The organism is Neorhizobium fuzhouense, from assembly GCF_042611105.1.
Classification (GTDB): domain Bacteria; phylum Pseudomonadota; class Alphaproteobacteria; order Rhizobiales; family Rhizobiaceae; genus Neorhizobium; species Neorhizobium galegae_A.
On sequence record NZ_JBHFFP010000004.1, the window covers coordinates 1 to 20,126 of the forward strand.

Annotated in this window: 20 protein-coding genes; 2 read left to right on the plus strand and 18 right to left on the minus strand. The window is 61.6% G+C overall.

Translation table 11 applies throughout. The features are described from left to right. From ACEXP3_RS08790 to ACEXP3_RS08850, 13 genes are all read right to left on the minus strand, one after another. Positions 1 to 403, minus strand: a 403-nt coding sequence (locus ACEXP3_RS08790) for a cyclophilin-like fold protein (protein ID WP_377296909.1), incomplete at its 3' end; no start/stop codon positions are given. Positions 404 to 450: 47 nt separating this feature from the next. Beyond that, positions 451 to 915: a cyclophilin-like fold protein gene (locus ACEXP3_RS08795; protein ID WP_377296910.1), complete on the minus strand. Its 465-nt coding sequence runs from the start codon at positions 913 to 915 to the stop codon at positions 451 to 453. A 505-nt stretch (positions 916 to 1,420) separates the two neighbouring features. Continuing rightward, the gene (locus tag ACEXP3_RS08800) at positions 1,421 to 1,978 is read right to left on the minus strand and encodes a flavodoxin family protein (RefSeq protein ID WP_377296911.1); all 558 of its coding nucleotides are present in this window, start codon (positions 1,976 to 1,978) and stop codon (positions 1,421 to 1,423) included. 189 nt (positions 1,979 to 2,167) lie between these two features. After that, a complete protein-coding gene (locus ACEXP3_RS08805; RefSeq protein WP_377297194.1) occupies positions 2,168 to 3,226 on the minus strand; it encodes an alpha/beta hydrolase in 1,059 nt (352 codons plus the stop codon). Between the two features lie 411 nt (positions 3,227 to 3,637). Then, complete coding sequence (locus tag ACEXP3_RS08810; RefSeq protein WP_377296912.1) at positions 3,638 to 4,399, minus strand: SDR family NAD(P)-dependent oxidoreductase; 762 nt, start codon at positions 4,397 to 4,399, stop codon at positions 3,638 to 3,640. A 2-nt stretch (positions 4,400 to 4,401) separates the two neighbouring features. Further along, the gene (locus tag ACEXP3_RS08815; RefSeq protein ID WP_377296913.1) at positions 4,402 to 6,084 is read right to left on the minus strand and encodes an SMP-30/gluconolactonase/LRE family protein; all 1,683 of its coding nucleotides are present in this window, start codon (positions 6,082 to 6,084) and stop codon (positions 4,402 to 4,404) included. Further along, positions 6,081 to 7,064, minus strand: a complete 984-nt coding sequence (locus ACEXP3_RS08820; protein ID WP_377296914.1) for an NAD-dependent epimerase/dehydratase family protein — start codon at positions 7,062 to 7,064, stop codon at positions 6,081 to 6,083. The genes ACEXP3_RS08815 and ACEXP3_RS08820 overlap by 4 nt, the downstream gene beginning before the upstream one ends. Continuing rightward, positions 7,061 to 8,143 (minus strand): ABC transporter ATP-binding protein, encoded by a 1,083-nt coding sequence (locus ACEXP3_RS08825; RefSeq protein WP_377296915.1) that lies wholly within the window; start codon positions 8,141 to 8,143, stop codon positions 7,061 to 7,063. Before ACEXP3_RS08825 ends, ACEXP3_RS08820 begins: the two co-directional genes overlap by 4 nt. A 2-nt stretch (positions 8,144 to 8,145) precedes the next feature. Beyond that, on the minus strand, positions 8,146 to 8,976 hold the full coding sequence (locus ACEXP3_RS08830; RefSeq protein ID WP_210107161.1) for a carbohydrate ABC transporter permease: 831 nt from the start codon (positions 8,974 to 8,976) through the stop codon (positions 8,146 to 8,148). A 10-nt stretch (positions 8,977 to 8,986) separates the two neighbouring features. Further along, positions 8,987 to 9,913 carry a carbohydrate ABC transporter permease gene (locus ACEXP3_RS08835; protein WP_210107162.1) on the minus strand — a complete coding sequence of 309 codons (927 nt, stop codon included), beginning with the start codon at positions 9,911 to 9,913 and terminating at the stop codon, positions 8,987 to 8,989. Positions 9,914 to 9,982: 69 nt separating this feature from the next. Continuing rightward, a complete protein-coding gene (locus ACEXP3_RS08840) occupies positions 9,983 to 11,254 on the minus strand; it encodes an ABC transporter substrate-binding protein (protein ID WP_377296916.1) in 1,272 nt (423 codons plus the stop codon). 24 nt (positions 11,255 to 11,278) lie between these two features. After that, positions 11,279 to 12,445: a mandelate racemase/muconate lactonizing enzyme family protein gene (locus ACEXP3_RS08845; RefSeq protein WP_377296917.1), complete on the minus strand. Its 1,167-nt coding sequence runs from the start codon at positions 12,443 to 12,445 to the stop codon at positions 11,279 to 11,281. Beyond that, on the minus strand, positions 12,442 to 13,350 hold the full coding sequence (locus ACEXP3_RS08850) for a dihydrodipicolinate synthase family protein (protein ID WP_377297195.1): 909 nt from the start codon (positions 13,348 to 13,350) through the stop codon (positions 12,442 to 12,444). Before ACEXP3_RS08850 ends, ACEXP3_RS08845 begins: the two co-directional genes overlap by 4 nt. Positions 13,351 to 13,466: 116 nt before the next feature. Here ACEXP3_RS08850 and ACEXP3_RS08855 point away from each other — a divergent pair, with 116 nt between their 5' ends. Continuing rightward, positions 13,467 to 14,378: a 2-dehydro-3-deoxygalactonokinase gene (locus ACEXP3_RS08855; protein WP_377296918.1), complete on the plus strand. Its 912-nt coding sequence runs from the start codon at positions 13,467 to 13,469 to the stop codon at positions 14,376 to 14,378. A gap of 197 nt (positions 14,379 to 14,575) precedes the next feature. Here ACEXP3_RS08855 and ACEXP3_RS08860 read toward each other — a convergent pair whose 3' ends face one another. From ACEXP3_RS08860 to ACEXP3_RS08880, 5 genes are all read right to left on the minus strand, one after another. Continuing rightward, positions 14,576 to 15,169, minus strand: coding sequence for a LysR family transcriptional regulator (locus tag ACEXP3_RS08860; protein WP_377296919.1), 594 nt, complete (start codon positions 15,167 to 15,169; stop codon positions 14,576 to 14,578). 218 nt (positions 15,170 to 15,387) lie between these two features. Beyond that, on the minus strand, positions 15,388 to 16,164 hold the full coding sequence (locus ACEXP3_RS08865) for an ABC transporter permease (protein WP_210106938.1): 777 nt from the start codon (positions 16,162 to 16,164) through the stop codon (positions 15,388 to 15,390). Then, on the minus strand, positions 16,151 to 16,972 hold the full coding sequence (locus tag ACEXP3_RS08870; protein ID WP_377296920.1) for an ABC transporter ATP-binding protein: 822 nt from the start codon (positions 16,970 to 16,972) through the stop codon (positions 16,151 to 16,153). Before ACEXP3_RS08870 ends, ACEXP3_RS08865 begins: the two co-directional genes overlap by 14 nt. A gap of 9 nt (positions 16,973 to 16,981) precedes the next feature. Continuing rightward, positions 16,982 to 17,983 (minus strand): ABC transporter substrate-binding protein, encoded by a 1,002-nt coding sequence (locus tag ACEXP3_RS08875; protein ID WP_377296921.1) that lies wholly within the window; start codon positions 17,981 to 17,983, stop codon positions 16,982 to 16,984. A gap of 44 nt (positions 17,984 to 18,027) precedes the next feature. After that, on the minus strand, positions 18,028 to 19,110 hold the full coding sequence (locus ACEXP3_RS08880) for a 4-oxalomesaconate tautomerase (RefSeq protein ID WP_377296923.1): 1,083 nt from the start codon (positions 19,108 to 19,110) through the stop codon (positions 18,028 to 18,030). A gap of 106 nt (positions 19,111 to 19,216) precedes the next feature. Here ACEXP3_RS08880 and ACEXP3_RS08885 point away from each other — a divergent pair, with 106 nt between their 5' ends. Further along, the gene (locus ACEXP3_RS08885; RefSeq protein ID WP_377296924.1) at positions 19,217 to 20,113 is read left to right on the plus strand and encodes a LysR family transcriptional regulator; all 897 of its coding nucleotides are present in this window, start codon (positions 19,217 to 19,219) and stop codon (positions 20,111 to 20,113) included. Positions 20,114 to 20,126: the final 13 nt, after the last annotated feature.

Below are 20,126 nucleotides of genomic sequence, written 5' to 3' on the forward strand. Positions count from 1 at the left end.
AGCAGACATCTATTGGCTCTGGAAGGGCAATGCTTGTAGCTTTCGAAGTCGCGTTGCATTCAAGCTGGAACCAGCAGGTTGTAAAGGGGTGGTCGATGAGAAGAGGATCGAGCGGATCGAGCAGGCGGCCGAGCCTTACAAGGCCACGGGAAAAGCGATAGGGCCGATAGAAGATGGCAATGTTGCCCCAGGGCGCGTAGTAGGCCAGATCGCCCACCGCCTCACCGTCATAAGGCTCCATCCCCCGGCTAGCGAGTTTCTGCGGCAGGAAACCGATCTTTTCCTTGCCGACATAATCCTTCATCGCGAGGCTCAGTGGCAGGAGGTTTTTGAATTCACGTGCGGCGGCGTGCTGCTCCAGTTCGGCACGGATCTGGAGAGTGCCAATGGTCAGGCTGATCAAAGATGCATTCCTTCTTCGAACCCAATGCCTTCACGCATGATTCATGACTACTTGACGATTTCAACGGTCACCGACTGGCCCTCAAATCGGGCAAGTTCGGCAGGCGTGGCCCGATACTTGCCGATATGGATCGTCTGGTCCGAGTAGTCGATGCCCGAGGCGTTGTAGTAGAAACCGAGATTGCCCCACGGCACGAAGTAGATGAGATCACCGTCTTCCGGATCCGACCCCTCGGAGCCTTTCACCGTCAGCTTCCGGGAGAAATAGCCGATCTTCTCACGGCCGGCGAACTCCTCGAGCTTCATCGTCAACGGCAGGAGCGACAGGAAATCCCGCACTGTCGGATTGTCCTGCCCGATGGTGACATCGACCGACGCCGCGCCTGCGGTAAATCGAACGACCGTGCCGACCACGGACGGGCGGCTCTCGGCCAGTGCAGGACCGAAGGTCGTCATGACAGCAAAGACGAGCGCGCAAACAAGCCGGGAGATGTCGCGACGGGTGGTGACCATCGTTGAGAACCTGAACAGTGATGCCAATCTTGATCGGCATGCAGGTTGCTGCCGATCAGCGCTCTGCCGTCGCACTACACCTGGATCGGTGGGCACATCATGCAGCAAACGATATCGACCGCAAAGAGGCCCAGGACCGCCATGACCGCAACGGCATAGCCCGCTCCCAGCCGTCGCCAGTCCATGGCGTATTCGTTTGGATTGTAGACATGTCATCTCCTTGGCGTATTGAAGGTGCGGCTTACGCCAGCGCATGGTGTGGATGAATATTACCAAAGGAACATGCACGGCATTAGTCCGTGGGATCCGTACATAGCCATGAGCTCTCTTCATCAATGACCCCATTGACCGAAGCAGCGGCCGGACGTCCGGCACGCCGAATACAGGCCTGGATAGGCTGATGTCGGTTCATGCACGGGCAAGATGGGCGGCGTGGTGCACGTTCGCGCCTGCGCGATGCCTGACCCCGACCCAGTCATCGGCATCAGCATCGGCATCTGGCTCCTCACTCCGCACCGCGTGCGAACTGCGATGCAATCCTCGCGACACGCTCGCCCAGATAGGCGGCCGTGTCGAGATCGCTCCTGATCGGCGATAGCTCCGGCGGCTCATCCTTGGAATAGGCCATCGCGCCCAGCCAGCCGCCAATCCGGTTCCTGGCCTCATCGGAATGGCCGGGGAAGAGATCAAGGCCGGTCCAAATCATACCGTGCTGGGCCGCAAACAAGACGAGCGTCACCAGCGAATTCAGCTTGTCGCCGTGCCAGGAGCCGGAATTGGTGAAGCCCGCTGCGATCTTGTTGCGCCATGTCTGGGGAACCCATGCCTGGCGGGTGGACGCTTCCATGAAGGCCTTGAAGCGCGCGGAGATCGTGCCGTTATAGGTGGGGGAACCGAAGATGACCGCATCGGCGGCTTCGATCGCCACCCAGTCAGGCTCGCCGTCTGCCAGCGCGACAAGCGCGACCGTTACCCCTTCGATCCGCGCGGCGCCGGACGCGACGGCCTCGGCCTGTTTCCTGGTATGGCCATAGCCACTGTCATAAACCACGGCGACGTGCATGTTCATCTCCTTCAGGTGAGCGAGGTATCAGCCGCTGCGGGCTACCTGCCGGGGCATGGTGTTTGAGGGAATTCAGAAGGAATGCGGATGGCTTTGCTCAAGACTGTATCCGCAGGAGCCAATCCGCGTGATCAGGCGCCGCCCGACGACATGATGCGCCGGGCGACCTGCGGAAGCTGAGATTGGCAATCAGGCCGTCAGGTGCTGGGTGAAGAAGGACTGGATCTTGTCGAATGGAATCTTGTCGACCTGGTCATAAAGATCGACGTGATTTGCTCCCGGAACGATGACCAGTTCCTTCGGCTCCGCCGCGGCGGCAAAGGCGGTTTCCGCGAAGTAGCGGGAATGCGCCTTCTCCCCATGCACGAACAGCACCGGACGCGGCGAGATCTCGGCGATATAGGTCAGGATCGGCATGTTCATGAAGGAGAGCGGCGTGGTCTGCGACCAGGCATTGCCGGAGTTGACGGCCCGCTTGTGATAGCCGCGGGGCGTCATGTAGTAATCGTGGTAATCGATGAGGAATTGCGGCTCGCCACCCTTCAGGATATTGTAGGGCGGCTGGTAGACGGTGTTGCTGCTTGCCACGTCGACCCAACGCTGATGGCTCAGCCGATCCAGCGTCTGCGTGCGCTGTTCGAGCGTCACGCTGTCGTTGTAGCCCTGCGACATCACGCGCGCCATGTCATACATTGTGCTGGCGACGGCGGCCTTCACGCGCTTGTCGACGGCCACCGCGTTCAGCGCGAAACCACCCCAGCCGCAGACGCCGATCATGCCGATCCGTTCGCGATCGACCTCCGGACGCAGGCCAATGTAATCGACGGCGGCGCTGAAATCCTCGGTGTTGATGTCCGGTGAGGCGATGTTGCGCGGTTCGCCGCCACTTTCACCGGTGAAGGAGCCATCAAACGCCAGGGTGGCAAAGCCCCGCTCCGCCATGATCTGCGCATAAAGGCCGGATGACTGCTCTTTCACCGCGCCGAACGGTCCGCCGACGACGATTGCCGCCAGCGTCCGGCCATTGCGGTTCTTCGGCTGATAGAGGTCGCCGGAAAGGGTGATGCCGTAGCGGTTCTTGAAGCTGACCTTCTGATGGTCGACCTTGTCACTCTTCGGGAAAACCTTGTCCCAGGTGTCGCGAGCGCCTTGCGCCTGCGCATCGGCAGTGCTCATCACTGTGGCGGCACCCGCAGCAGCGATGCCAACGCCGGTCATCACCAGCAAATTGCGGCGCCCCATATTCATATCCCCATCGACGTTCTGCGGGGTACCTGGAAAAATTGTCTTCACGGCAGAGCTTCCTTCTCTTGGCTAAGCTTCGCCGCTAAACCTAGTGAATGGCGCTACCGGTGATTAGACATTGGCTATCGCTCAGCCTTATGGATTTTTCTCATCAATCTGTAGTGACCGCATATAGCTTAAAGGGACACCCCTGTTTGCTCTTGAACGGATATGAACCTGCGACGTTCAAATCGGTCTCCCCAAGTGACTGATACTTCCATTGCTGAGTGTATGCTGATCGGTGGCGCGGCAGAATGACAAATGAACAGTGTAGACAATGGAACTGCGCCCTGTTGCCGATGTAATCGCCGGGTGTCACACACTCTGCCGCTCTACAGTGTGCTGCAATCGAGATGCCCTCACTAAGGCTGTCCTTTAGTAGCCTCCCGTCAGGAAGATGGTTTCGCCGGTCATGAAGCTGCAGGCCTGGGATGACAGGAAAATGGCCGCGCCCACCATTTCTTCCGCATGGCCGGCGCGGCCCATCCAGTTCAGTGTGCGGGTGTATTCGGCCCAGCCTTCCGGGTCGTTGTCGCGGCGATCGGCGTTGCGGTCGGTATCGATGAGACCGGGTGCGAGCGTGTTGAGCAGCACATTGTCGCGGGCATAGTCGCGCGCCTGGCTCTGGATGAGGTTGTTTTGCGCAGCCTTCGTCGCCGCATAGGCCGTGACGATGCCCTTCGGCCGCAACTGGTTCACCGATCCGATGGAGACGACCCTTCCCCACTTTCGGGCCGCCATCCGCGGCAGGGCGGCCTGCAGCATGTCGACGGTCGAGACCAGGTTGACCGTCAGCTGGAATGCCAGATCGTCTGCGGTGAGCGCGCTTAGCGGCGCGTTGATCTGCGCACTGGCATTGATGACCAGGATATCCACCGGCGCGATCGCTTCGGCCCGTTCGATGAGGTCCAGGCCTGCTCCTGCCACAGAGAGATCGCCGGCAAGTTCCTGCGCCGTACCGCCGGCCTTGGCGATGCGCTGCTCAACGCCCGCGGTACTTCCCTCCCGGATGCCGTGCAGGATGACGTGCGCCCCGGCACCTGCCAGCCCTTCGGCAATCGCGGCCCCGATGCCGCGGCTCGATCCGGTGACAAGGGCGGTGCGGCCCTTTAGGCCAAACAGGGTCTCCAGACGCATATTTATCCCTCAAACAATTGAACGCGGGCGCCGGAGACGCCGGGACGGCAAGAAAACAGGCCGCCCGATAGTGGCGCGTCGGCAAGCGCGGAGGCAGGCAGGCGTGTGCGGGCGCTGGTGATAAACAGGGTCGACAGGTCCGGTCCGCCAAAGGCGATGCTCGTCGGGCGCGGAACGGGCAGTTCGATGACCTGGTCGAGCTTGCCGTTGGGCAGGTAGCGCCTCACGCACCACCCGTCCCAGACCGCGCACCACACCCCGCCTTGCGCATCGACGGCCAACCCATCGGGGCGGCCGTCGGCGACGGGGATGCGGGCAAAGTCGCGGCGGCCCGACAGCGCTCCGATCGACGGATCGCAGTCATAGGCGTGGATCAGCCCCGGAACCGTATCGACGAAGTAGAATGTCCGCCCGTCCGGGCTCCAGCCCAGCCCGTTCGAGACAATGATGCCGCCTTCCTTGCGTTCAAACGCGCCGGCCGGGGTGATCCGATAAAGAGCGCCGGTCGGCTTGGAGGCATCGATGCGCATCGAGCCGACCCAGACGGCACCGTCCGGTCCGCATTTGGCGTCGTTGAGGCGGTTGTCGGCAATGCCGCCTTCCGGGTTCACGAAGGGCGTGAGGCGTCCGGAGGCGAAATCGAGCCATTCCAGACCGTCCTGCGAGGCAACCAGCAGGCGGTCCTGGCTCACCGGAATGACGGCGCTGACCAGCTTTCCGGTTTCCGCCGTCTCATTGCGGCCCGTTGCCGGATCGAAACGATGAACGGAGGGGTGCAGGATATCCACCCAGTAGAGCACGTTTTCGCCCTCGTGCCAGACCGGGCTTTCGCCGAGCTGGGCGCCCCAGGGAAGAATGCAACTGAGATCCGCCGTCGGCCGGCTGACGGCCGAACGCGGGCGTGGCCGCGAACTGATGGCAACGGCGCCGGCGGCCCCCGTAATGCGCCGGGCCGCAGCAATCAGCTCGCGCCCGGCCGGATGAATATTGGAGGCTTCGAGACGCGACGACGGCCCAAGCGCCACCAGGACCCCGATCGGCGTGTTGTCGCGCCCCATCACCGGGGCTGCAACGGAATTGACCCCCGGCAGATGCTCTTCATAGGAGATTGCATAGCCGCGGGCGCGCGTGAGGGTGAGATCAGCCTGCAGCGCCTCAAGCGTGGTGACGGAATGAGGCGTATGGGCGTCGAGCGTCAGCCGGTCGAGAAGCGCCCGTCCGACGGCGGGATCCTGGAAAGCAAGCAGCGTCTTGCCCGGTGCCGTGCAGTGGAGCGGTACCCGGCGGCCCACTTCGACGCGGACGGAAACGCCATTGGGCGAGCGTTCCGCCAGATACTGCGCCGTCACACCGTCCAGACGGCACAGGGCGACGGTCTCGCCCAGTTCGGCGGCCAGCCGTTCCAGTTCGGGTGTGGCTGCGGAGACGAGATCAAAGCTCTCCCAGACCTTGTGCGACATTTCCAGAAAGCGCTGCCCAAGCACATAGGTCCCGCGGGCCTCGTCCTGGCGCACCAATCCGTAGGCGATGAGGGTGCGCAGAATGCGCGCAAAGGTCGGTTTCGGCAGGCCTGACGCCCGCAGCAATTCGGCAAACCGCAACGGTTCGGGGGCGTCTGCCACCATGTCGAGCAGCGAAAGCCCCTTGGAAAGCGCTGCCGTTCCCCCCGGCGTCTCCGGCTTCACGGTGTCCCCTCCCGACCGAAGCGCTGCCGTCTTGCGGCCATTGCCTCGTCCAGCATCCGCTCCATCGTCCATCTCGCTTCAAACCCCAACGTGTTTCTGATCCGTGCGTTTGACGTATGGTAATAGACGCCGGCGCCGGGAAAATCGACTGGCACGACGGGAAGTCCGGTTCGTGCCGCCATCTGGGGCAGGAGCACGGCAAAATCGACGGGCTCGTCCGAGCCGAGATTGAAGATGCCGCCCGCCGCATCGGGATGATCGAGTGCGAGAAGAACGCCCGCGACCATGTCGCGCGTCTCGGTGATGTGCATGCGAAAGGGCCTGCCATTCTCGTTGCGGGCGAGCACATGGGCGGGCCTACCGATATCCCTGGAGCGCAGGAGATCGGCATTGGCGGTGTTGCCGAACGTCTGCTGCTGCCGGATCCGCGGGCGCAGGAAAAAGCGCGGGCCTGAAAAGAAACTCTCCTCATCGAGAAGCTCTGAGGCATCCTGCGTGTGCGAAAAGCGCAGGATCACCGTCTCGAACGCGCCGGTTCGCTCGAAAAACCGCACCAGCTCCTCGCCGAGGAGCTTGGTCAGGCCATAAGGCGAATTCGGATTGAGCGGGTGGTCCTCCGTCACCGGCAGATAGTCCGGACGGTTCTCCGGATAGACCTCGCCCGAGGAGGCAAAGACGAAGCGCTTGATTTTGGCCGCCGCGGCGGCAGCCAGAAGACGGCGGGTGCCATCGACATTGACGCCGAACATGCGCTCGCCATCCGCGGGGTCCCAGGACATGAAGGCGCCGAGATGCACGATGGCGCTCACCCCGACGGTCGCCTCGGCGAGGCGGGCGGCATCCTCCAGCGAGCCGACGACCTCGTCGCCCCCCATTCCCGAAGGCCGCAGGTCAAACCCGCGCACGGGCCGCCCGTTTGCCCGCAAGGCTGCGACAACGCCGCGACCGACGCGGCCGGCCGATCCGGTAACGAGGATCATAGCCGCGCCCCCGTCCTGGCATCGAACAGATAGAGATGGGCGGGATCAAAGCCGAGCCGCAGCTCCTCCTGCCGCGGCAACGGCCCGCTGTGGGATACCCGGGCGATCAGCCCCTTGGTCTTGCCATCCTCGCCATCGGCGATCCGGGCGCCTTCGGTATCGAAATAGACGTATTTTTCCGATCCGAGGCTTTCCACCAGCGTCGGGCGCACGCCAAACGTCACCGGCGCGTCGTTGAGCGTCAGGTGCTCGGGCCGCACTCCGACGATCACCGGGCCTTGGTGGTCGGTAGCCCTTGTGAGTTCCATCTGCTGGCCGAAGGCCGTCAGGCGTCCTGCGGTGAGGTCGGCGTTCAGAAAGTTCATGCCGGGCGACCCGATGAAGCCGGCGACGAAGAGATTGGCGGGATTGTTGAAGAGTTCGTCCGGGGCGGCGATCTGCTGGATGATGCCGCCCTGCATGATGACGACGCGATCCGCCATGGTCATCGCCTCCACCTGGTCGTGGGTGACGTAGACGGTGGTCACGCCGATGCGCTTGTGCAGCGCCCCGATTTCGGCGCGCATGTGGACGCGCAGCTTGGCATCGAGGTTGGACAGGGGTTCGTCCATGAGAAAAGCCTGGGGCTGGCGCACGATCGCCCGCCCGAGAGCGACGCGCTGGCGCTGGCCGCCGGAGAGATCCTTCGGTTTGCGATCCAGATAGGGCGTCACCTCCAGAATGCGCGCCGCATCGTCGACACGCCGGTCCAGTTCCGCCTTGTCCGTGCCGCGCATCTTCAGTCCGAACCCGATGTTCTGCCGGACGGTCAGGTGCGGGTAGAGCGCGTAGTTCTGGAAGACCATGGCGATATCGCGATCGCCGGGGGAGAGATCGGTGACCTCCCGCTCGCCGATGAAGATCTGGCCTTCGCTGGCGGGCTCAAGGCCCGCGAGGATCTTCAGCATCGTCGACTTGCCGCAGCCGGACGGGCCAACCAGCACCACGAACTCGCCATCCTCGATTTCCAGCGAAAAGGGCCTCAGAACGTTGAGGGCGCCATAGGACTTGCTGACATTGCGAATGGAAATATTGGCCATGCTTATTTCTCCGCGCCAGCGGTGAGGCCGCCGACCAAATAACGTTCGAGGAACAGGTAGATTGCGATGATCGGCACGGCGATGAACACCGATGCGGCGGAAATGTCGTTCCAGTAGGTGACATATTCGCCCTGCATCGTCGTGATGCCGAGATTGGCCGTCCAGTTGTCAGGGGAATTGACGAGGAACGTGCGGGCATAGGCATAATCGGCCCAGCTCAGCACGAAGGCATAGAGTGCCGTGGCGGCAAGCCCCGGCGTTGCGATGGGCAACACGACGCGCACCATCGCTCCGATCGGCGAGCAGCCATCCACCATGGCCGCCTGTTCAAGCTCCTTCGGGATGGTGTCGAAATAGCCTTTCAGCATCCACGTGGCGAAGGGGATGATCATGGTGGAATGGGCAAGCACCAGCGTCCAGAGGCTACCGATCAAGCCGAAACTCGAAAAGATCGAGAAGAGCGGGATGACCAGCAGGGTGGCCGGCAGCATCTTGGCGGTGAGCACGAAGAGGCCCATCGTTGCCCCTCCCCGCATCGAGTAGCGCGACAGCGCGTAACCGGCACTGACGGAGACCAGCATGGAGAGCGCGACCGAGCCGACGGCCGCCAGCATGGAGTTCCACAGCCACAGGAGGATCGGTTTTGCCGCCCAGACGCGGGCGAAAATGCCCCATTGCGGGTCGGCCGGCCAGAAGGTCGGCGGCAGGCGGTAGAGTTCATTCGTGGTCGACAGCGCCGTGACGAGCAGCCAGTAGACCGGGAAAAGGATCATCGCCAGCGTGAAGATCACGGTGGCATAGAGAGCAAGGCTTTGGGCGAAGCTACGTTTCATCAGAGCCTCCTCAATAGATCGATTTCGAACGCCGGCCGAGCATCAGCAGGCTGGCAATGATGCAGATGACGAGCGTCACAACGCCCACCGCTGCAGCGCGGCCGAAGTTGTGATACTGGAAGGCCTGGTCATAGGTCATGATCGAGAGCGTCTGGGTGGAGCGCAGCGGTCCGCCGCCGGTCAGCACCTTGATGATCGAAAAATCCCGGAACACCCAAAGCAGCGTCAGCACCAGCGTGACGCCGAGAACGGGCATCAGAAGCGGCATGGTGATCCAGCGGAAGCGCTGCCAGACGCTCGCCCCATCCACCTTGGCGGCTGCGTAATAGTCGGACGGGATCGACTGCAATCCGGCAAGGCACATGATCGAAACGAAGGGAAAGCCCTTCCACACCATGGTGATTGCCACGGCCCAGAAGGCCGCCGTGGAACTGCTGACCCACGGGATCATCTGGTCGGCGAAGCCGAGCTGGATCGCCAGCCAGCCGAACAGGCCGAAGGACGTGTCGAACATCCAGGCGAAGATGACGACGGCGATGATTTCCGGCACCGCCCAGGGCAGAGCCATGCCGAGACGCGCGACCGTGCGCCCCCTGAAGCGGTTGTTGGCAAGAAGCGCGGTGCTGAGGCCAACGGCCACGCTTCCGGCGGTCACGATGACCACGAGCTTGAGCGTGACCCAGCAGGCCAGCCAGAATTCCTGCGAGGAAAAAAGCCAGGTGTAGTTGCTTATCGAGAACGGTCGGCTGGCACCGCCGAGCCTAGGAATCTTCACCTGCTGGAACGACAGGTCGATCGCCAGAATCAGCGGCCAGACGATGATGGCGGCTACCATCAGCACCGCCGGAGCGATCAGGATGTAGCCTAGAAGATGCTGCCGGCTGGGGCGCGCAAGGTCAAAGAACTTGCGCCGCCCCGCCTGGACGGTGTCGGTCATGGATGGTTCTCCTGCCGGATGCTGAAAGTGGTGCGGGGGCCGCAAGAGGCCCCTGCCCTGAAGATCGCCTCAGCCCTTGATCGCCTCGGCCTTCGCCTGCATCGTCTTTGCGACGGCTGCCGGATCAAGATCCTGGATGATCATCCGCTGCGTCTCTTCCATCACCATCTTGCTGAACTCGTTGTAGTAGAGTTCGAGACCCGTCGGCACGCGGTCGATGCCCGCGGCGGCGGCTTCCTTCATCGTCTGGATGAGGACCGGAAAATGCGGAATGGTCTTTTCGACGCCGGAGACATCGGCCTTCGGGCTCGGAGGCGTATTGCCGCCCATCGTGGCGTAACTGCGCTGGAATTCCGGCGTCATTGTCAGCTTGATGAAATCCCAGACAAGAGCCTTCTGGTCGTCAGGAATGTCTGCGGGCATGGCAAGCACGTTGGAGGAGCCTCCAAGCGGCGGCGTGAACGGCGGCACGGTATAGACGATGTCGCTCTTGGCGGTTCCCTTTTCGGTCGTGCCATAGAGCCATGGGCCGTCCAGACGCATGGCCATTTTGCCGTCAGCAAACAGTTTGCGCACATCGCTCGCGCTCATGTCCACGGGACTGACGCCGCTTTTCATCACGGTCTTCCAGCGGGTGAGCCCCTCGACCATTTCCGGCGTATCGATGGTGATATTGCCGTCCTTGTCGGTCCAGTAGGCCTTCGCATCGATGATGTAGTTCAGCATTTCGGTCAGGTACTGGCCCGGACCGCCCTTGGTTTCATGGCCGGTGCCGAACTGGTCGATGATGCCGTCGCCGTTCAGATCCTTGGTCGTCGCCTTGGCTGCTGCCAGGAATTCGTCATAGGTCTTCGGCACGGCGACGCCGGCTTCATTGAGGATCTTCTTGTTGTAGGCCATGACGAAGCCGAAATAATTCGTCATGATGCAGACGGTTTCGCCGTTCCATTCGCATTTCTGCTGGCCGGCCCAGCCGGTCATGTCGATGCCGTCCTTTTTCAGCCACGGGCCGAGCGGCTCCAGCCAGCCGCTGTCGGCGAACATCTGGAATTCGAAGGAGGCGAGATGGACGATCTGCGGCGGCTGGTTTGCGGCAAACAGCGTCGTCATCGTATCGGCATAGGCGCTGCGTTCGGCCTTGGTGAACTCGATCCTGACGCCGGGATGCTGCTTCTCGAAGGCGGCAATGACGGCGTGCCACCATTCGCCCGTGCCGGCATCGTCGGTCTGCCAGGAAATGAATTTGAGGACGGTTTCGGCCATGGCCGGGGCAAGGCTGCCCATCGTCATCAAGGTTGCGGTTGCAGCGCCAAGCGCCAGTCTTTTCACGTTCAGGGTCATGGCTTCCTCCTCCAAAGAGCCCGGTTAAATACGTTCGAGCAGATCAAGGGCCGCCTGCGATGGCGCAACCCCAAGGCCCGGCCCGGACGGCAGGTGATATCGGCCGTCGCGGCAATCCATGTCGCCGCTCAGCAGGCGGCGGTTCGGCTCGAAGATCGAATGCTGGAATTCATGGCCCTTCAGCGTCGGCAGGGTGGATGAGGCCTGCAGGCTGGCGGCCAGGAAAATGCCGGCGCCGACGGTCGCATGCGGGATCACGTCAATGCCGTGTTCGGCGGCAAGCGCGCCGATGCGGATGAAGTTGGTGATGCCCTTGTGGCCCATTTCCGGCTGGACGATGGCGATGCGGCAGCGCTCGATGCGGGCGCGCATGTCCCAGTGGGTGCGCCATTCCTCGCCGACGGCCATCGGAATATCCGTACCCTTGGAGACTTTTTCGAGGCCTGCAATGTCTTCCGTCCAGACGGGCGCCTCGGCAAACCAGGGGTCAAACGGTGCCATTTGCGCGATCAGTTCCAAAGCCCGATCCGGCGTCTGGTTCCAGTGCATGTCAGCAGCGATCCTGGCCTTAGGCCCCAGGACCCTGCGCAGGTTTTCCATTTCGGCGGCCGGGCCATCATCGGCAACGGGGGTGGCAAACTTGAAGGCATCAAAGCCGCGGTCCTGCCAGTATCTGGCGAGGTCGCCGCGAGCCGCGAGCGTTTTTTCCGGCAGACCCGAGACATAGGCCGAAAAGCTGTCGACACCGCCACCAAGCAGGTCACGAACGGATTTGCCCGATTCCTGCCCTGCAATATCCCAAAGCGCGATATCGAGGGCGGCCAGCGCATCGACATAGAAGCCGCCGGTATAGCCGCGCACCCGCATCATGTCATAGAGGTCGTCGTAGATCGCCGACGGATCGGATGCATCGCGGCCGATGACGAAGCCGGCCAGGAGATCGTTGATCAGCGCCGCGACCGCGCCCGGGGCAACGATGCCATAGGTCTCACCCCAGCCGACGGTGCCGCCTTGCGTCGTCATGCGGACAAGTACGCTGCGGTCGAAGGTTGGATAGACCGTGCGGTTTCCCTTGCGCACGATATAGCCGTTCGGGTTGACCACCTCCCCCTCGCGAAGCGCGCCGAGATAGGGCACCTTGCGTGGTTGTGTGAGCGTGAAGACCTCGATCGTCGAGACGGGGCTGTTCATGCGGCCTCCCTGCCGAGGAGGCCAAGTTCCAGAAGGTTGGCGTCGATGTCGGCAATGGCAGCCGCATCGAGATCGGGGGTTGGCGCCCGCACGCCGACACCCTCGATGATGCCGCGGCGCATCAGGACGTATTTTGTCAGGCGCATGCGGTAGACGGCCTGCAGAACCAGAAGCGGCAGGGTGCGCACATAGATCCGGCGGGCTTCGTCGCGCCGGCCGGCGGCAAGGGCGCGGTCGATGGCGACATGCTCCTCGACGATTTCCAGCGCCGGCATGGCGGCGGTCGCACCGCGCGCATATTCATCCAGAATGTAGCGGGCGCCGCCGCCGCCGATCACGCCCTTCAGGCTTTCCGGCGCATGGGCGACGATATGACTGATGGCGGGACCGGCCGGCAGCGTCTCTTCCTTGACATAGGTGACGCGCGGCAGGGCGTGGATGATGTCGACGATGGCCTCCGGTGTCAGATCGGATCCACGCGGGGCCGGTGCATTCTGTAGGATGATCTCCACCTGCGGCAGCGCCTTCAGGATCTTGCCGAGGAAATCGATGAGGGCCGGCGCGTCCGTGCCGACGGATTTTGGCGGCTGCACCATCAGGTGGCCAACACCGAGACCGGCAGCCACGCGGCCATGCTCCACCACGTCCCGCCAATCGGCAGCACTGGCACCGGCAACGACCGGCACGCGACCGGCCACTGTTTCAACCACGATGCGCAGAAGCCTTGCACGCTCACGGGCATCCAGGTTCTCCACCTCGCTGGCAAATCCGGGAAACACCACGCCGTCGACACCCTGCTCGAGAGCAAAGCGAACCAGCCGCGCCATGCCTGCCTCATCGACACTTCCGTCCGCCAGAAATGGCGTTGGCAGCACAGGCAGAATACCCTTCAAGCCGATCATCATGCTCTCCCTCACGATTGGTATCATATATTGGCACTATGAATTCACTAATTGACACTACATACGCCAGCGCTTTATGACAAGCCCTCAGGCAAAAAAGAGTGGAAGAGGCGCAGAGCATGACAGGACAACCGGCATCGATCGTTGTGGATTGGGGAACGACCTCATTGAGGGCAACGTTGGTCGGAGCCGACGGCCAGGAGCTTGACGTGATCGAGACGCCCCAGGGGATCTCAACCCTCAGCAAGGGGCAACACGAGGCAGCCTTGATGGCGACCCTGTCTCCCTGGCTTACCGCGCACGGCGCGCTACCGGTTGCAGCGCTCGGCATGATCACCAGCCGCAATGGCTGGATCGAGGTGGCCTATGTGCCCTGCCCGGCCGGACCCGCAGAGCTTGCGCAGGGAACCGTCCGGATGATGCTTCCGAACGGTTCCAATCTCGTCCTCCTTCCGGGGTTGACCGATCCGGCGCGGCGGCCGTTTCCCGATGTGATGCGCGGAGAGGAAACCCAGATTGCAGGCCATGGCCTGAATGCCGATCAGACCCTCATCATCCCGGGCACCCACAGCAAGTGGGCAAGGGTCGGCGGCGGCCGCATCGACGGCTTCCAGACCTTCGTGACCGGCGAACTCTTCGCGCTGCTCATGAACCATTCCTTCATCACGCGCGGGGCAACCCAGCCGCCGGTCGACGATCCAGACGCCTATCACCAAGGCCTGGCGGAGGCAAAGGAGACTGGCGCCATGCTCTCGCTGCTGTTTTCGGCGCGCACCGGGGGGCTTGCCGGCCGGCTCTCGGCCGACCAGCTGCGCTCCTATGTGCGCGGTCTTGTGATCGGCCAGGAGTTCAGGCAGGCGCGCGAGGCGGGCTGGTATCGGGAGGGGGATCCGGCCGCGATCATCGGCAATGATGGCCTCAACGACCTCTATCAGATCGCAGCGGATGTATTCGGTCTCCGGATCACGATGGGGGAGGACGACGTGCTCACACGGGGTGCGCTGGACGTGCTGCGGCATACACTCGCCTAGGCCCAGGACAACATACTGGCGCCAACAAAGAGGCTCGGCCCGCCAGACCATCCAATCGCGTTTTTACGGCTCGTCCTCGTTCTGCATCTGGACCCCAAGGCTGGGAATCTCGGATCTCCCGACTTCGTCAGTCTTGGGTTCGGCGGCGGCGGTATTCTTACGGGAATGCCGCCACCTGAAGTAACGATCGATACCGTTCAAATCATACAGAATGGCAGTCTGCTTTGGGAAACCGACATGGCCAGCGACGGTCTGACTGACGTGCATCGATAGCGGGCCGGAAGCGTGTCGGCCGTCATGACGGCCACATCGATGGCGCCCTCGTCGAGATGTTCCTGAACGACCGGAAGGAAATTTCTGTTTTGCGTGTCTCCAGTGCGCGGCATGTGAATGACCTCGAGCACACAGTGCGGCGCCCTTGAACGCACACGCTCGAGAAGGCGGGGCATCAGGACGACTGAAAAATAATCATTCATACCGATTCTGAATGCGCGATTGGAGGTCGCGGGTTCAAAATCGAAGCGCGACAGCATCACGGACTCCGTGTCCTCGATGATGCGTCGCACGGCGGGAAATATCTCCGTGCAAAAGCGCGTCATCACAAAACCGCCGGACGTCTTCTTGAACAGCTCATCTCCCATGATCGCCCGCACGCGCTTGAGTGCATGGCTCATTGCGGGCTGGGAGAGGCCGATATACTCGCCGGCCGCCGTCATGTTGCCCTTGATCACGAGGGCATAGATGACCTTCAGGAGATTAAGATCGATGGATCCCAACGAAAATCGCTGCATGCGAAACCAGCCTCAGTCTTCAGAGCGTGCATAAATACAATGGCATGGACTGCGCCAACCGAGAATAGAGGACATCCCGTCGCTTCAGATCGCGGCCCGAACTCTCAACACCGCGCATCCCATCATCCCATGTGACGCGCCAGGGTGACCATCGATCAACGAAAAGGACCGGCCCGACGGGGCCGATCCTTTGTTTTGGTTTTTCTGGGCAGGAAGGCTTACGCAGGCCGCTCCTCGCCCGCATTCGGCCGCCACGTAATCAGCCTCTTTTCTGCAAAGTCGAGGATGAGGTCGATGATGAGAACGAACACGGCCAGGATAATGATGCCTGCAAAGACGCCGACCGCGTCGAAATTGCCTTCCGAGCGGGCAATCAGGTAGCCGAGGCCGGCGGATGCACCGAGATATTCCCCGATGATTGCGCCGACGACGGCAAAGCCGACGGAGGTGCGCAGCGACGACAGGATCCAGGTCGCCGCCGCCGGAAAGTAGACGTGACGCAGCAGATCCGAGCGCCTGGCGCCCAGGATGCGGGTATTCGACAGCACGACCGGGTTCACTTCGCGCACGCCCTGCATGGCGTTGAAGAAGGTGACGAAGAAGACGAGCGTGACGGCAAGTGCAACTTTCGACCAGAGGCCCAGACCGAGCCAGAGAACGAAGATGGGGGCCAGAACGACACGCGGAATAGCATTTACGGCCTTGATGAACGGGTCAAGCACGCGGGCGACGAAGGGGCTGAGACCCAGCCAGACGCCGGCGCCGACGCCGAGACCCGTGCCGATGATGTAGCCAAGCACCGTTTCGCTGAGCGTGATGCCGACATGCTTGTAAAAGCCGGTGTCGGAGACCCAGGCGATCACCTGTTTGACGATGTCATAGGGAGCCGGGAAGAAAAACCGGTCGATGGCACCGGAGGTGACACCAAGCTGCCATCCGCCCAGAAGCACGACCAGGAGCACGATCTGGATGATGCGAATATTAACGGCTTGCATAGCTTTTCTCCACTTCGCCACGCAGAGACGCCCAGATATCGCGGTAGAGCGTCATGAATTTCGGATCGAGTTTGATCTCGGCGACATTGCGAGGCCGTTCGAGATCGACGGGGAAGCTTTCGATGACACGGCTCTTCGGGCCGGCAGCGAGCACGACGACACGGTCTCCAAGCGCAATCGCCTCCTCCAGATCGTGGGTAATCATGACCACCGCACGGCGATCTTCCTGCCACAGACGCAGCAACTCATTCTGCATCAGGTGGCGGGTATGAATGTCGAGCGCCGAGAAGGGTTCGTCCATCAAGATGACCTTCGGGCCCGTGATCAGCGCCTGCGCCATCTGGACGCGTTTGCGCTGTCCCCCCGACAGCTGGTGCGGGAAACGGTCGCCGAAGCCTTTCAGGCCGACCTTTTCAAGCCAGGCGGAAACCTTGGCGCGGCGTTCCTCTTCCGGGACACCGCGAAACATAAGGCCGAGCTCGACGTTCTGGAACGCGGTTTTCCACGGCAGAAGCGCATCCTGCTGGAAGAGATAGCCGATATTGTTCTGCACCCCCTGGACCGCGGTGCCATCGATCGACACCTTGCCCTCAGCAGGCTTCAGCAACCCGGCAATGGCGTTGAGGATGGTGGATTTCCCGCACCCCGTCGGGCCGACAATCGAGAGGAACTCTCCGTCACCGACCTTCAGGTTCACGTTCTGGACGGCCACGAACGAACCAAACGCCATGGTGACGTCGTCGATCGCCACCATCGGCTTGGGTTTCAGTTCTGTCACGGCCTCCAGCTTTCTGACTGGCGAAGACATGGCGGGCCCTCAGTTTCCGCTCTTCGAGGCAGCCGCCTCAACGAACTTGTTGGTGTAGGTTGTGTTGAGATCGATCGTGGCCTTGGCGACGGCGTCGTTGAAGCTCTTCAGAACGGCCAGCGGCGTTTCGAGGTCAGCCTGCTCGAACTTGCCATCTTCGGAGAAGATGGCCTTGGCCGCTTCAACGGCCTTGATGTAGGTCTGCTTGTCGCCGGAGACGAAATCCTCGGGGAGCTTGTCGACGATTTCCTCGGCCGAATGCTGTTTCATCCAGTGCAGCGCCCGAACCGTCGCATTGGTGACCTTCTGGATCAGTTCCGGATTGGCATTGATGTAATCCTGCGTCGCGTAGAGCACGGAGGTCGGGTAGATGCCGCCATAGACGTCCTTGGCACCCTGATCGCTGCGGGCATCGATGAGGATCTTGCCCAGGCCGCGCTCCACGACGATCGTCGCGGCGGGATCGTAGTTGACGAGCAGGTCGATCTTGCCCTGCTGCAGGGCGGCCACGGCCGCAGCGCCCGAACCGACACCGATGATGGAGATGTCGTCGTCGCTGAGTTTGTGCTGCTTCAGGTAGTAACGAATGAAGAAGTCGGACGAGGACCCGGGCGACGTGATGCCGACCTTTTTGCCCTTGATCGTTTCGGGTTTGGCCGGATCGAAATCCGTGTCGTTCTTGCCGGCGAGAACAAGGCCGGAATTGCGCGCGAGCTGGACGAAGCCGACCACGTGCTTGTTCTGCGACTGCATCTGGATCGTATGATCGTAGAAGCCGACGGCGACGTCGGTTGACCCGGCAACAAGGGCCTGAAGCACCTTGGAACCGCCCTGGGCGAAGTTCTCGGTTGTCACGTCAAGCCCCTCATCCTTGTAGAAACCAAGGCTATCGGCAACCGGAAACGGGAGATTGTTGAGATTGTAGGAGCCTACGCTCATTCGGATGGACTCGGCATTGGCAGATGCTGCCAAGGCACAGAACGCCGTTGTTGCAAGCAAGTATTTACGCATGAGGGTCTCCTCCCTGTTGATGTTATGCGTCGATATGGACGTCTTCAGGCCGCGTGTTCAATCGCAGCCATTGGCTTGGCGAAGGCAAAGCCTTCAAAAAGTCTCCGCGCCGTTCTCACCAGCCCGGCTGTCACCGCTCCGTTTCGCATCTCCAGTTGCACGTCGAGCCGGCCGGCCGGATGTTCGATACGCACCATCGCCGGCACGCAAAGACCACCTGCCAGATCATGGGCAATGGATCCTTCGGTGACGGCTGCGGTTGCAATGCCAACCGCACCGGTCGTTGCGAGAGCCGGATGACAGTCGTTCGGCATGAAATAGCGGACCGAAAGAGTGCCGCCCTTGCGCGCCGGCGCAATCAGTACCGGCTTGGGAATAACCATGTCAGCCACGTCGCCCATGCCCATCATCCTGCCGGCTTCGATGCGTATGCGGCTCATGCGCTCGATGAGTTCGCGATTGGCTGTCAGCACCTGCGGTTCCTCGTAACCCGTCACGCTAAGATCGGCTGCGCGCATCAGCACCATCGGAATGGCGCAATCAATGGACGTCACCGCCACCCCGTCGATCGTGTCGACAGGCTTGCCGGTGGGCAGCAACTTGCCGGTTTTTGCACCGGCGGCATCCATGAACGTCAAGGCGATGGGCGCTGCAAGTCCCGGCACGCCGTCAATCGAAGCATCGCCTAGATAGATGACCTCGCGACCCCGCGTCGGCACCTTCGCCTCGATCAGTTTGCCGGTGTTGACGTTATGGATGCGCACAAGCGTATCGTCTCCCGTCGCCGCCAGAAGCCCGGCCTCGATCGCGAACGGACCGACGGCTGCCAGCATATTTCCGCAATTGGGCGAATAGTCCACATACTGCCGGTCCGTACGGACTTGGGCAAAAAGATAGTCGACATCGGCGCCCTTGATCGTGGAAGGACCGATAATCGCGACTTTTGACGTGACGGGATTGCCACCCCCAATCCCGTCGATCTGCAGCGGGTGTCCGGAACCCATGATGGAGAGAAGGGCAGCATCCCGCGCGGCTCGCTCATGGGGAAGATCGGAGGCGAGAAAGAACGGCCCGCGCGATGTTCCACCACGCATCAGTACACAGGGTATCTTGAGCAAATCGTTCATGGCCTCGCCTCAGTCTTGCATGCTGCGGATTAATGTCGCTTGTTGTTGCAATATGGGGAAAGAAGGATAATCTGTTAAATGCAATGTTCGGAGGATTTATTGCGAAATGAGCATTAATTGCGAAATTCTGGACTTGCGCGCATTTCAGGCTGTGGTTGAGCTGGAAAGCTTCCACAGGGCCGCTGATGCGCTGCATATCTCACAACCGGCGCTTACACGCCGTATCCAGAAACTGGAACAGGCCATCGGGGCGCCTCTTCTGGAGCGCACCACCCGCCATGTTGCTCCAACGGCCATGGGGCAGGAGGTCATGCCGCTTGTCCGGCGGATGCTGGAGGAGTTCGACGGATCGCTTTTTGCGATGAAGGACGGAGCACAGCGACGGGGTCTCATCACAATGGCCTGCGTTCCGACCGCAGCGTTTTACTTCCTGCCGACGGTGATCAAAACCTTTAGCAATCAATATCCCCATATTCGGTTGCGGATCAGAGACTTGACTGCGAACGAAGGCCTGCAGGCGGTGGCCCGTGGGGAGGTCGAATTCGGCATCAACCTGATGGGAAATTCCGATCCGGATCTGGCGTTCGAGCCGCTGATAGACGATCCGTTCGTGCTGGCGATGCGCAAGGACCATTCGCTGGCGGCGTTCGAAACCATCCAATGGGATCAGTTGGAGCCCTACCCGCTGGTTGTTGTCGACCGCTCCAGCGGCAACAGAACGCTGCTCGATGGAGCGCTTGCGCGACACAATTTGAAATTGAACTGGTTCTATGAGGTGACCCATCTCAACACCTCGCTTGGCCTCGTGGAAGCCGGACTGGGGATTTCCGTCTTGCCGCGTCTGGCGACACCACAAGACGATCATCCTTTCCTCGTCACCCGGCCGATCGTAAACCCGGTGGTATCTCGAACCATCGGCATCGTGCAGAGGCGAAGCAGTGTTCTGTCACCTGCGGCGGAAAAGTTCGTGGAGATGCTGCTGAAGACCTGGAAAACACCGTAGTCAAGAACAGGCA

Coding starts and splice junctions, on each gene's coding strand:
- ACEXP3_RS08795 (WP_377296910.1), bottom strand. CDS start 915: ATGGTCACCACCCGTCGCGACATCTCCCGGCTTGTTTGCGCGCTCGTC.
- ACEXP3_RS08800 (WP_377296911.1), bottom strand. CDS start 1,978: ATGCACGTCGCCGTGGTTTATGACAGTGGCTATGGCCATACCAGGAAA.
- ACEXP3_RS08805 (WP_377297194.1), bottom strand. CDS start 3,226: ATGAATATGGGGCGCCGCAATTTGCTGGTGATGACCGGCGTTGGCATC.
- ACEXP3_RS08810 (WP_377296912.1), bottom strand. CDS start 4,399: ATGCGTCTGGAGACCCTGTTTGGCCTAAAGGGCCGCACCGCCCTTGTC.
- ACEXP3_RS08820 (WP_377296914.1), bottom strand. CDS start 7,064: ATGATCCTCGTTACCGGATCGGCCGGCCGCGTCGGTCGCGGCGTTGTC.
- ACEXP3_RS08825 (WP_377296915.1), bottom strand. CDS start 8,143: ATGGCCAATATTTCCATTCGCAATGTCAGCAAGTCCTATGGCGCCCTC.
- ACEXP3_RS08830 (WP_210107161.1), bottom strand. CDS start 8,976: ATGAAACGTAGCTTCGCCCAAAGCCTTGCTCTCTATGCCACCGTGATC.
- ACEXP3_RS08835 (WP_210107162.1), bottom strand. CDS start 9,913: ATGACCGACACCGTCCAGGCGGGGCGGCGCAAGTTCTTTGACCTTGCG.
- ACEXP3_RS08840 (WP_377296916.1), bottom strand. CDS start 11,254: ATGACCCTGAACGTGAAAAGACTGGCGCTTGGCGCTGCAACCGCAACC.
- ACEXP3_RS08845 (WP_377296917.1), bottom strand. CDS start 12,445: ATGAACAGCCCCGTCTCGACGATCGAGGTCTTCACGCTCACACAACCA.
- ACEXP3_RS08850 (WP_377297195.1), bottom strand. CDS start 13,350: ATGATGATCGGCTTGAAGGGTATTCTGCCTGTGCTGCCAACGCCATTT.
- ACEXP3_RS08855 (WP_377296918.1), top strand. CDS start 13,467: ATGACAGGACAACCGGCATCGATCGTTGTGGATTGGGGAACGACCTCA.
- ACEXP3_RS08860 (WP_377296919.1), bottom strand. CDS start 15,169: ATGCAGCGATTTTCGTTGGGATCCATCGATCTTAATCTCCTGAAGGTC.
- ACEXP3_RS08865 (WP_210106938.1), bottom strand. CDS start 16,164: ATGCAAGCCGTTAATATTCGCATCATCCAGATCGTGCTCCTGGTCGTG.
- ACEXP3_RS08870 (WP_377296920.1), bottom strand. CDS start 16,972: ATGTCTTCGCCAGTCAGAAAGCTGGAGGCCGTGACAGAACTGAAACCC.
- ACEXP3_RS08875 (WP_377296921.1), bottom strand. CDS start 17,983: ATGCGTAAATACTTGCTTGCAACAACGGCGTTCTGTGCCTTGGCAGCA.
- ACEXP3_RS08880 (WP_377296923.1), bottom strand. CDS start 19,110: ATGAACGATTTGCTCAAGATACCCTGTGTACTGATGCGTGGTGGAACA.
- ACEXP3_RS08885 (WP_377296924.1), top strand. CDS start 19,217: ATGAGCATTAATTGCGAAATTCTGGACTTGCGCGCATTTCAGGCTGTG.